This window comes from Aurantimonas aggregata (assembly GCF_010500835.1).
In the GTDB taxonomy this organism is placed as follows: domain Bacteria; phylum Pseudomonadota; class Alphaproteobacteria; order Rhizobiales; family Rhizobiaceae; genus Aurantimonas; species Aurantimonas aggregata.
This window is the reverse complement of sequence record NZ_JAAAMJ010000048.1, coordinates 1-9882: the sequence shown is the minus strand read 5'-3', so window position 1 is coordinate 9882 and position 9882 is coordinate 1. Positions and strand designations below refer to the sequence as shown.

Annotated in this window: 8 protein-coding genes and 1 pseudogene; 2 read left to right on the top strand and 7 right to left on the bottom strand. The window is 63.6% G+C overall.

The features are described 5' to 3' along the window. Nucleotides 1–176: pseudogene (locus tag GTW51_RS22735) on the top strand (IS3 family transposase); the annotation flags it as partial. A 255-nt stretch (nucleotides 177–431) separates the two neighbouring features. On the opposite strand, the gene GTW51_RS22730 reads toward GTW51_RS22735, so the two are convergent. Next, complete coding sequence (locus tag GTW51_RS22730; RefSeq protein ID WP_163046306.1) at nucleotides 432–1217, bottom strand: HAD-IA family hydrolase; 786 nt, start codon at nucleotides 1215–1217, stop codon at nucleotides 432–434. Nucleotides 1218–1386: 169 nt separating this feature from the next. Here GTW51_RS22730 and GTW51_RS22725 point away from each other — a divergent pair, with 169 nt between their 5' ends. Next, the gene (locus GTW51_RS22725) at nucleotides 1387–2259 is read left to right on the top strand and encodes a LysR family transcriptional regulator (protein WP_163046305.1); all 873 of its coding nucleotides are present in this window, start codon (nucleotides 1387–1389) and stop codon (nucleotides 2257–2259) included. 68 nt (nucleotides 2260–2327) lie between these two features. Here the strand turns inward: GTW51_RS22725 and GTW51_RS22720 are convergent, their stop codons facing one another. The 6 genes from GTW51_RS22720 to ispG form a co-directional block, all read right to left on the bottom strand. Next, nucleotides 2328–3641, bottom strand: coding sequence for a bifunctional folylpolyglutamate synthase/dihydrofolate synthase (locus GTW51_RS22720; protein WP_163046304.1), 1314 nt, complete (start codon nucleotides 3639–3641; stop codon nucleotides 2328–2330). 156 nt (nucleotides 3642–3797) lie between these two features. Next, on the bottom strand, nucleotides 3798–4661 hold the full coding sequence (locus GTW51_RS22715) for a DUF6671 family protein (protein ID WP_163046303.1): 864 nt from the start codon (nucleotides 4659–4661) through the stop codon (nucleotides 3798–3800). After that, nucleotides 4654–5769 (bottom strand): dihydroorotase, encoded by a 1116-nt coding sequence (gene pyrC, locus GTW51_RS22710; RefSeq protein WP_163046308.1) that lies wholly within the window; start codon nucleotides 5767–5769, stop codon nucleotides 4654–4656. The genes GTW51_RS22715 and pyrC overlap by 8 nt, the downstream gene beginning before the upstream one ends. Nucleotides 5770–5934: 165 nt before the next feature. Then, on the bottom strand, nucleotides 5935–6657 hold the full coding sequence (gene bioD / locus GTW51_RS22705) for a dethiobiotin synthase (protein ID WP_163046302.1): 723 nt from the start codon (nucleotides 6655–6657) through the stop codon (nucleotides 5935–5937). Further along, nucleotides 6638–8401 (bottom strand): dihydroxy-acid dehydratase, encoded by a 1764-nt coding sequence (gene ilvD / locus GTW51_RS22700; RefSeq protein WP_163046301.1) that lies wholly within the window; start codon nucleotides 8399–8401, stop codon nucleotides 6638–6640. Before ilvD ends, bioD begins: the two co-directional genes overlap by 20 nt. Continuing rightward, nucleotides 8401–9708, bottom strand: a complete 1308-nt coding sequence (gene ispG / locus GTW51_RS22695) for a flavodoxin-dependent (E)-4-hydroxy-3-methylbut-2-enyl-diphosphate synthase (protein ID WP_163046300.1) — start codon at nucleotides 9706–9708, stop codon at nucleotides 8401–8403. The genes ilvD and ispG overlap by 1 nt, the downstream gene beginning before the upstream one ends. Between the last annotated feature and the right edge of the window lie 174 nt (nucleotides 9709–9882).

Below are 9882 nucleotides of genomic sequence, written 5' to 3'. Positions count from 1 at the left end.
ACACTGCGAGACCGCATTCCTCGCTCGGATACCAGACCCCGGCGGCCTTCGCCGGAACCCTCACCGCAACCGGCTCCGACGCTTCGCTCGATGAAGGCTCCGCGCCTCCGCCGGTTGCTCACCCCGCGCCCTACGGCGTAACAGAAATCGCCGAGGCTCTAATTGCCGCTGGATGACAGCTCAGTGGCAGGTCAGCCCTTCCAATGGTCTACGCCGAGGGCGTAAGTCGGGCGGCAACCGGATCGGGCCGTCCCGATTGCTGCAGTTTCACTTGGGGAAGCGTGTCTTGGTGCGATCGCCGTAGGTTCGCCGAAGCGGCGCTACGGGGAACTGAATGCCTGAACGCGCCGCTCATCACAGAGGGTGCAGGCGCTTGAGCGCAATACAAGCTCGCGGCGTTCACTGGATAAAGTGGTAGATGGCAGATGCTCTTACGTCTTAACCGGGCTCGCAGTTTCGGCGTTCGCGGAATCGCGGATCATTTGCATAAACGCCAGGTCGACGAGCCCATCTTTCGGTCTGACGCCGCAAAGCGATCGCGCCGGCTCATCGCGTTCGCCGAGATTTGACAACACAGCACTTGCCCCGGTGAAGTCATCCATTCCCGTATAGTCGCTCAAGGTGACGATCGTCGGCAGGTTAGCGGCCAGTGCCGCACGCAGTCCGACATTCGAATCCTCGATGGCCACGCAATCAGCCGGCTCGAGCCCCAGGCGATCGAGAGCCCAGAGATAGACGTCAGGCTCTGGTTTCTTGCGCTCCACCGCTTCGTTGGCGGCGATCAAGCTTATCATGGAGGACAAGCTCGGGTCTTGGCTAAGAAGAGCCTCGACGCCCGGCTTGGACGCCGTCGTCGCGATGGCGATCAACACGCCGGCCGCATGCGCCTCGCGCACGAGCCGCAACAGGCCCGGTCGTAGCGGGATCGTCGGCGCAATCTTGGCGAATTGACGAATCTTCGCATGATGGACCTTGACGATCAGTCCGGATGCGATGGCGTCGTCGAGCAGCTCCGGGCGGCATCGTTCAAGGTAGTAGCGCAGACGCTCCTTGCCGCCAGCCACCGCGAGAAGTTCCCCGTACAGCGTCTCGTCCCAATGCCAGTCGAGCCCCAGTTCAGCGAAGGCGTGGTTGTAGGCAACACGCTGCCCGAAGCGTTCCGTCTCGGCGATCGTGCCGTCGAAATCCAAAAGGAGACTGCGGAGTTTGCCGTTCATGCAGAACACCTCATGGCGCGCGTCCCCTTAATTTCACTAACGTTGACCGGAGACGTTAGGCCGACCGTGCCAGGATTCCAGAACCGCCGCCGCCTTGACATACCATTTCGATGGAGTTCACTAAATTACAAAGATTGCAACATATCGTTCGGTTTCATAGAGTGTCGCCATGGCGGCTCTAAACTACCACCACCTTCGTTATTTTTGGGCAATCGCCCATGAAGGCAGCCTCACCCGCGCCGCGGAGCGGCTGAGCCTTTCGCAGTCGGCGCTCTCGGTGCAGTTGGGAAAGCTGGAACAGCAGCTTGGCCATCCGCTCTTCGAGCGGGCCGGCAAGCGTCTCCTCCTCACCGAGGCCGGCCGGATCGCGCTCGACTATGCCGACACCGTATTCCAGGCCGGCGACGAGCTTGTCAGCACGATGCAGGGCCGCCCCCTCAACAGCCGGCAGGTGTTGCGCGTTGGCGCGCTGACGACCCTGTCGCGGAACTTTCAACTGGAGTTTCTCCGCCCGCTGGTCGGCCGCGCGGACGTCGAGTTGATCGTGCGATCCGGCACGATGCGGGAACTGCTCGCGCAGTTGGAGGCCCATGCGGTCGACGTGGTGCTGGCCAACAGTGCGCCGAAGGATGACGCGCGGGCGAGCCTGCGCAGCCATCTGCTCGACCAACAACCGGTCGCGCTGGTCGGTCGACCCAATGCCAAGCGCCGCCGGTTCCGCTTTCCTCAAGACCTTCGCACCGAGCCGATCCTGCTTCCCAGCTTGGACAGCGAAATCCGCGTCGCCTTCGACCGGTTGCTCGAACTCGCCGGCGTCCGCCCGATCATCCTGGCCGAGGTCGACGACATGGCCATGCTGCGCCTGCTGGCCCGGGAAAGCGATGGGCTAACGCTGGTGCCTCCCATCGTCGTGCGCGACGAACTGGCGGCCGGCGAACTGGTCGAGGTCTGTCCGATTGCAAATCTCAGCGAGACCTTTTACGCGATCACGCAGAAGAGACGCTTCCCTAATCCGCTGCTCGCGGAATTGATCAAACGCTAATCCAAGGCCCACTGGCTGCGAAAAACAATGCACTATCTGATCGCAAATTCCATCAAACCCACTAAAGCTCATCTCGGCCAGCTTTCAGGGTTCATCGCCAGCACCTCGCCCGCCAAATAAAGCGACCCGCAGATCAGAACGTGCGGCGGCGGTCCTTCCTTGGCCAGCGTAACATCCAGGGCCGCGGATACGTCATGCGCTATCTCCGCGTTCAAGCCCGCCTCTCGCGCGGATTTCGCCAGCATCGCCGGGTCGGTCGCCGCATCCGCTTCGAACCCGACGAGGATAAGGCGGAAAGGAAGAACCGGCCGAAGTGACGCGAAAACGCCTTTGGCGTCCTTGTTGGCAAGCAGCCCCAGCACAACCACGATCGGCTGGCTGTCCTGGTTCCTGAAGTCGGCGAGTGCCCGCGCAACAGCGGCCATCGCATGCGGGTTATGACCGCCGTCCAGCCACAGATCGGCGCCGCGTGCAGTCGCTCGCTTAGCCAACGAGCCCGTCGTCAATCGCTGCATCCGCGCCGGCCAGGTCGCGTTTCCCAGGCCCTCGGCGATTGATGCGTCGGAAAGCTCGAGCATGCGCGCCGCGGCCACAGCAAGACCGGCATTCCCGATCTGATGGGCACCAGTTAACCGGGCCGACGGCAAACAAAGAATCCCCGTGTGATCCTGGAACCTGATGCCGCCGTGCTCCGGCCAGGTGTCGAAGTCGCGGCCGGCAAGACTGAGGGGTGAACCCGCCCTCTCGGCCACTGAATTGATCACGATGGACGCGTCGCCTGTCTGACGCGCAGAAATGCAAGGCACCCCTATTTTTATGATGCCGGCCTTCTCACCGGCGATTTGTCCGGTCGTGTCACCAAGAAACTCGCAATGATCGAGGGCAACCGGCGCAATCACCGAGACTGCGGGCCGCTCGATCACGTTGGTAGCATCATAGCGCCCGCCGAGCCCCACTTCGACCAGGCACAGATCGGCTGGCGTCTCGGCGAACGCGAGCAACGCCGCTGCTGTGGTGATCTCGAAGAAGGTGATCGGCTCACCGCCGTTCGCGGCTTCGACGCGCCCGAGCAGGTCGCCAAGGTGATCCTCAGAAATCAACGTGCCCACCAGCCGGATACGTTCGGCGAAGCGCACGAGATGGGGTGAGGTGAAGACATGGACGCGGAGGCCTGCGGCCTCTGCCATGGCCCGCAGGAAGGCGATGGTCGACCCCTTGCCATTCGTTCCCGCGACATGAATGACAGGCGGCAAGCGGCACTGCGGTCGTTTCAATACGGCGCAGAGACGCTCCATGCGATCGAGCGAAAGGTCGATCTTTAGCGGATGCAGCGCGCGCAGGCGCTCAAGTGCCGCGTCATGAGCCCGAAGGTGGTCTGTCAAGCGAAAGGGACTCCGGCAAGGTTTTAGCTTTCCATAGGTCGCGGTGATTGCGGGGGCCGCCTGGGCGAGCGCAGCAAACCGAGACGACGACACCTCCAGGAGCAGTCTGCAGTTTGCCATCCGCTGATCGCGCAGCGTGGAACGCGCCCCCGCGTGTCATGGATTGCACTCCGGACAGTGCTGCGTCGGCGCGCGCTGCAATCCGTCGAAGCGCGGTCGCTCTTCCGCATAATCGCAGGCAGGACACCCGAACACCTCTGCGGCGATCATCTCGGTCGGGGTGCCACAGGTTTCGCAAAGAAGCCCGACGCGCGTATCGGTTCGGCCAAAGCCAGGCGCGCCACAGCCGGGGCAGAGCGTCGCCAACCGCCGCGCGAGACGGTCGGCTAAAGTCGCGAGACTCTTCATCCGCGTCGGATTGAGTTGTGCGCGCATATCCGTTTCCAAGCGCGCCCGGCGATCGGGTGACACGGCAGCGGCCTCGGCAATCGCGCGGGTCAGACTGTCCAGTGCGACAATGCCCTTGGCGAGCACGGCAGTCGGCTCCCCCTCATTTGGCCGCACGACCAAGCCATGGGCCGGAAAGCCGATACGCCCGAGGAAGGGCTCAAGCGCGTCGCCGGGGGAAACCACCAGATGGTCGAAATTCGTCGCCTCCACGATGAGGCTTTCGTGGACAACGATTCCCCTCTCGTCATCAACGAAGATTAGGAGCTCTATGCCGCCCGGAATAAACGGAATCGCGGGATGCGGACCGAACGAGCCTTCGCTCGCAAGCCCGAGAGGCACGCCCGCGGCGCTCATGCCGAGACGGGCTTTGCGAACAGCCACCTCAAGCATTGTTCCGTCACGCGGGATCTCACCCGAGAAGGTCCCGAGCTGGTCAGTGTCGAGCCCGGCGGTCGGTGCAATAATGAGGCCCAGCGTGGAAAACATCGCGGGCGCGATCGCCTCTTCCTTGCGATGCATGGTGGCGAGGACGGCGCGCCGTCCGGCATAAGGGCGCCGCGCATCACTCATGCTCTGCTCGCCCGGCCTCTTCGAGCGATCCTTTGTATCTCCACGCGAGTTCGGCGCCGGCCTGGAACGGCATGATGCGGGTATCGGCGGCGACGATTGCCTGCGGGACGCGCCAAGCCGTCCGTTCAATCACGACGCGACCCGCATTGAGCGGCAGGCCGTAGAAGCGCGGACCATGTTCGGCGGCAAAGCCCTCAAGCCTGTCAAGCGTCCCTTCCTCCTCGAACACCGCGGCATAGGTTTCGAGCGCCACAGGCGCGTTGAAGATGCCGGCGCAGCCGCAAGCGGACTCCTTCTCGCCAACCGCATGCGGCGCCGAGTCCGTGCCGAGGAAGAACTTTGGATTTCCCGAGGTCGCGGCATGGCGCAACGCCAGGCGATGCCGCTCACGCTTGGCGACCGGAAGACAATAAAGGTGCGGGCGGATGCCGCCCTCAAACATGGCGTTGCGATTGATCACCAGGTGATGGGGCGTGATGGTGGCTCCGAGGTTCGGTCCGGCGGCTTCGACGAAGCGCACCGCCTCTTCGGTCGTGATGTGCTCCAGGACGATCCTGAGCGCGGGGAAAGCCGCAATGATCTTGGTGAGGACGCGGTCGATGAACGCCGCCTCGCGATCGAAGATATCGACGTGCCGATCCGTCACCTCGCCGTGCAGCAGCAACGGCATGCCAAGGCGCTGCATCCGTTCAAGGACAGGGTAGATCCGCGTGACGTCCGTCACCCCGTGGGCGGAATTGGTTGTCGCATGCGCCGGATAGAGCTTGGCCGCGGTAAACACGCCCGATGTGAAACCGCGCTCGATCTCCGCCGGATCGATTTCGTCCGACAGATAGGCCGTCATGAGGGGTGTGAAGGCGAGACCTGGCGCGACGGCCGACCGGATGCGACCACGATAGGCCTCCGCCGCGGCCATTGTCGTCACTGGTGGATCAAGGTTCGGCATCACGATCGCGCGCGCGAACTGGCGCGCGGTGTGATTGACAACTGCTTTGAGCAGCTCTCCATCACGAAGATGAACATGCCAGTCGTCAGGCTGCCGTATGACCAATCGCACCAAACTATCGGTAGTTGAAGCCTCGGTCGCCGGCTGGTCAGATGTCGGCATCGAGGGCGCTTCCGGCTGCCATTCGGCGTACACGACCGTCTTGTCGTCCAAGATCATCGCCGACGTTGTGTCCTGAATGCAGAGCACCTCTACCAAGGGGCGTCATCGCTAGACTTGAGATTTGGATTGACCAAAGTTGCGCTTGTTCGGAACGTCGGCGACCCGTCATAGTCTCTGTCCAATATTCGCAAAAGCCGGGTGGGCCTGCGACGCGCCTTCCAGGTGTGGCAACGCAACGACTTCGGTCTGTTGCGCAAACTGTTTGATCGTGGCGACGGTATCTTCGAACGCCACCGAGCTTTCGACGGTCTCGTCGACCACAATCGCCCGCACTTCGAGCCCCCTATGCTCGAGAGCGTCCAGCGCGCTCAATGTGTGGCTTATGGTGCCGAGATAGCTGCCGACGACCAGAAGGGTCGGCAGGCGAATTTCCAACATCCAATCAAGAACCGTGTGGCGACCGTCCAATGGCACCATGATTCCGCCGACGCCTTCGATCAGTGCGACGTCGGCGGAGGCCGCACACTTGCGCGAGTAGGTCACGAGCGCTTGGAAATCGATTTCTCGTCCTTCCTTGCTGGCGGCCATATTGGGAGAGAGCGGTGCCGCAAAGCGCCACGGGGAAATGCGATCGATTTCCTCTTCTGTCACCCCGCGACCGAGCGCGGAGAGAATAACCCCTGTGTCGCTTGCCTCGGGCGCCGAAGGATCGAAGCCGCTGATCACAGGCTTGTAGGCTTCCACGCTTCGGGCTTGGTCTCGGAAATAGCGAACAAGTCCTGCCGTCAAGAACGTCTTGCCAATACCGGTGCCCGTCGATGTGATGAATACGGCAGTCATGATCTTACCCGCAGAAGAGAAGCGCTGATCATATTTCGCCGTAGACATGGGTTTCCGCCACCGCGCCGGGATGGGTTACGGCGCCCTTGCCGGCGGGTCCAACCGTCTGAGCGTAGCGCCACAGCGCGCCCGACTGAAAGTCATGCTGGCGCGGCTGCCAGAGCGCGCGGCGCGCTGTCAGCTCCTCGGTTTCTAGCCGGACAGACAAAGTGCCACGCAGGGCGTCGATCTCGATCACGTCGCCATCCTCGATCAGCGCGATCGGGCCGCCGACCGCAGCTTCCGGCCCGACGTGACCAACACAGAGGCCGCGGGTCGCGCCTGAAAATCGCCCATCCGTGATCAGCGCGACCTGCTCGCCCATGCCCTGGCCATAGATTGCCGAGGTGGTGGACAGCATTTCGCGCATACCAGGCCCGCCGCGCGGACCCTCGTAGCGGATGACGAGCACATCGCCCGCTTGGTAGCGGCGCTGCATGACCGCCGCGAAGGCATCCTCCTCCCGGTCGAACACCCGCGCTGGACCGCTGAAGGTCAACGTGTGCAGACCTGCCACCTTCACGATGGCGCCTTCCGGCGCGAGATTCCCCGAAAGGCCGACTAGGCCGCCGGTTGGCGACAGCGGCCGCGTCGTCGGCCGAACGACGTCCTGTCCTTCGGGAAACCGTATGCCTTGCAGGTTCTCGGCCAGGGTGCGGCCGGTCACCGTCAGGCAGTCGCCATGCAGGAAGCCACCGTCGAGCAACGCTTTTAGCACCACCGGCACGCCACCGATCTCGTGCACGTCCTTGGCAAGATAGCGTCCCCCTGGCTTGAGGTCGGCGATAAGCGGCGTGCGCCGGAATACCTCGGCGACATCGAAGATGTCGAAGGCGATGCCGGCCTCGTGCGCCATGGCGGGCAGATGCAGCGCGGCGTTGGTCGAACCGCCGGTCGCCGCCACGACTGCGGCCGCATTCTCGAGCGCCTTGCGTGTGACGATGTCACGCGGCCGCAGGCCGAGTTCGAGCAAAGCCATCACAGCGCGACCGGCAGCATCCGCAAACCGGTCACGGGACTCATAGGGCGCCGGGGTGCTGGCTGAACCTGGCAGCGCGAGCCCGATCGCCTCCGACACATAGGCCATACTGTTGGCGGTATATTGGCCGCCGCAGGAACCGGCAGACGGGCATGCAACCATCTCCAGCTCGGCGAGGTCCGCATCGCTCATCGTTCCGGCCGCGTGTGCCCCGACCGCCTCGAACACGTCGAGCACCGTAACGTCTTTGCCGCGGAATCGCCCTGGCAGGATCGAGCCTCCGTAGAGGAATACGGACGGGACGTTGAGGCGCAGCATCGCCATCATGAGCCCCGGCAGGGTCTTGTCGCAGCCGGCGACCCCGACCAGGGCGTCGTAGCAATGGCCACGCACGGAGAGTTCGACAGAGTCGGCGATGACCTCGCGGCTGACTAGAGAGGCCTTCATGCCGGCATGGCCCATGGCAATGCCATCGGTCACCGTAATCGTGGTGAACTCGCGCGGCGTGCCGCCGGCCGCCGCCACGCCCTTCTTGACCGCCTGAGCCTGGCGCGAAAGCGTGATGTTACAGGGGGCGGCCTCGTTCCATGTCGTCACCACGCCGACGAAAGGCTGGGCGATTTCGCGCACCGACAGGCCCATCGCATAGAGGAACGAGCGATGCGGTGCGCGCTCGGCACCAATTGTGGTGTGCCGGCTCGGCAGCCCTGCCTTTTCGGTGGAGGCGCCGGCGGCGAGTACCGATCGAGCGGCGGATCCTTGATCGCTATCCATCACAGACTTCCCCCGCTAGAGTTTGTGAGGCCAAGATGGTCGGCCCCTTCGCCGCGCGGATCATCCGCGCCCCTGGATTGGCTGATGCTGTAGCGTTTCCGGATATAGTCCTGGACCAATGTCTTGAAGTCCTCGGCAATCATCGGTCCGCGCAGCGTTACCGCCCGTCGTCCGTCAACGAACACGGGCGCCGCGGGCTGTTCCCCGGTGCCGGGCAGCGATATTCCGATATCGGCATGTTTGGATTCGCCCGGCCCGTTGACGATGCAGCCCATGATGGCCACTTTCAGGCGCTCGACCCCCGGATATGTCTTCCGCCACACAGGCATCGAGGCGGCAATCCACGTTTGAATATCTCGGGCGAGTTCCTGGAATACGGTCGACGTTGTCCGGCCGCAGCCCGGACAGGCGGCGACGAGCGGCGCGAAGTTGCGAAACCCCATCGTCTGAAGGAGCTCTTGCGCGGCCTTGACCTCCAGCGTGCGGTCGCCGCCGGGCTCAGGGGTGAGTGAGAATCGGATCGTGTCCCCGATACCGTCCTGAAGCAGAATGCCGATTGCCGCAGAGGAGGCAACAATACCCTTGGAACCCATGCCGGCTTCGGTGAGGCCGAGGTGCAAGGCATAATCCGAGCGGCGCGCCAGCTCGCGATAGATGGCAATCAGGTCCTGCACCCCCGAGACCTTGGCCGAAAGCATGATGCGGTCACGGGCGAGCCCCATTTCTTCCGCGCGGGTCGCCGTAAAGAGAACGGACCGCAGCATCGCTTCGCGCGTAACCGCGCGGGCGTCGAGCGGACGCTTCGATCTGGCGTTCTCCTCCATCAGGCTCGTCAAGAGTTCCTGGTCGAGCGAACCCCAATTGCCGCCAATGCGCACAGCCTTGCCGTGTCGCATCGCCATCTCGATGATGATCCCGAACTGACGATCCTTCTTGTCCTTGAAACCGACATTGCCTGGATTGATGCGATACTCCTCAAGGGCCTCGGCCAGACCCGAATGATCACTGAGGAGCTGGTGGCCGTTGTAGTGGAAATCGCCGGCGAGGGGCACCATGACGCCACGCCGGTCCAGTCGTGCGCGGATTTTCGGTACAGCGGCGGCGGCCTCGTCGCCATCGACTGTGATGCGGACAATTTCCGAGCCCGCGTGCGCAAGCGCGCCGATTTGTACGACGGTCGCGGCGACATCGGCCGTATCCGTATTGGTCATCGATTGCACGACAACCGGCGCGCCGCCGCCGACCATGACGGCACCGACACGCACCCCGACCGTCTGCCCACGTGGGACCGAGCTAGCCCGGATCATGCATCAGGGCGCGCCTGACAGTCCCGTTGGACGTTGGCGGCACTGTGGGGTCGGTGTCGCCCATGCTTTTCGGGCGCGCTCGCGGTGGCGGCGCGGTTCGGGATGTTCGGGTTTTGAGGTTGCGGTTTCGGGGCGAGCGGGGGCGACGGCCGGGGCGGTCGTCAGATTGGCGCC